This is a genomic window from Flavobacterium gawalongense (genome assembly GCF_007097265.1).
GTDB classification, from domain to species: domain Bacteria; phylum Bacteroidota; class Bacteroidia; order Flavobacteriales; family Flavobacteriaceae; genus Flavobacterium; species Flavobacterium gawalongense.
In genome coordinates, this window is the sequence record NZ_VJZP01000086.1 from 1 (window position 1) to 1,173 (window position 1,173).

Consider the following 1,173-nt stretch of genomic DNA (forward strand, 5'->3'; position numbering starts at 1 on the left):
GGCTGTAGTCTAAAAGAATGTTGTTGAAATAATTTTGTTATATTTAATAAGTTGCGTATCTGTTTAATACATCTTTTGTCCAATTTTGAGATTTTCTAACTCTTTTTACTGGGCACCTGTATGTTCTGGAAGAATATGTATTGATGAATTTCTCATATTGATTTTCAATGTTTATAAATACATCCCAAGTATGATTGCTTTTTAATAAATCATCCATAGACAATTCGTTTTTACTTTTATCGTTTTTTAGCACTTCTAATTCTTTGAACCAATTGGCATATCCTTGCAAATATTTTGTAGAAACACCTTTCAAGACTCGGTTTACCATAAAATCAAATCGTTCAGCAATACTGTTAATGTGCTGTACGTGATACTCTTTATCAAAAGTATGATTCTTAGCATCAAAGGAAATATGTGGAATTTTGAAAGATTTTGCAAAGGCTGAAATACTTCCGTGTTTATCAGATGTTAAGATAGTTTTACTATTGATTCTATTGCCTATTTTACGAGGGATATCACTCATTTTCATTCTTCCGATTCGAATGACAGACATATCCAATTGCCCAGTTCTATCAGCTGTAGCTAATATTTTCGTTTGAAAACCATTATCTCCAGCACCAACTTTACCAGCCCTTTTTCTACCGTTTACAAGTCCTTGTCTCCCTTTTAAGTTATATCTGAACCACAAATCATCTATTTCTGTAATCCCTTCAAAATTAGCTTTGGAATGTTCTAATGTAATCATACTTTTTTGTCGCCAATCAAAAGCGGTTTGCTTACTAATCTTGAATTCCTTACACATTTTCTTCAATGGTCTAAAACCGTCTTCCATCATTGATGTGAAATAGCGTAGAAAATCATTCTGTTTATTGATGCCGTGCAGTGCAGTTCCTGTAGTTTTAGTAAAAGTACGTTCACAATCTTTACATTTAAATCTCTGACGTTCATTGAAAAAACTATGCTTTATCAAATTCACACTATCACAATGAGGACAATGAGTCAACTCATTTTTGTGAATGACAATCTTTTCTTTCTTTAACTCCTCTATCAATCTTTGCTTCTGTGAAATAGTCAATAGCGGTATTAAACTGACAATTGTATCGTAAGCTTCCATATACCTATTTTCTATTAAAATTACAAAAAAAAGTAACAACATTCTTTTAGACTACAGCC

The 1,173-nt window shown here is 31.7% G+C and carries 1 protein-coding gene; it reads right to left on the reverse strand.

Annotation, left to right across the window (positions count from 1 at the left end; translation table 11 throughout):
• Window positions 1-43 precede the first annotated feature (43 nt).
• A complete protein-coding gene (locus tag FNW38_RS17370) occupies window positions 44-1,114 on the reverse strand; it encodes an IS1595 family transposase (protein ID WP_185963174.1) in 1,071 nt (356 codons plus the stop codon).
• Window positions 1,115-1,173 lie beyond the last annotated feature (59 nt).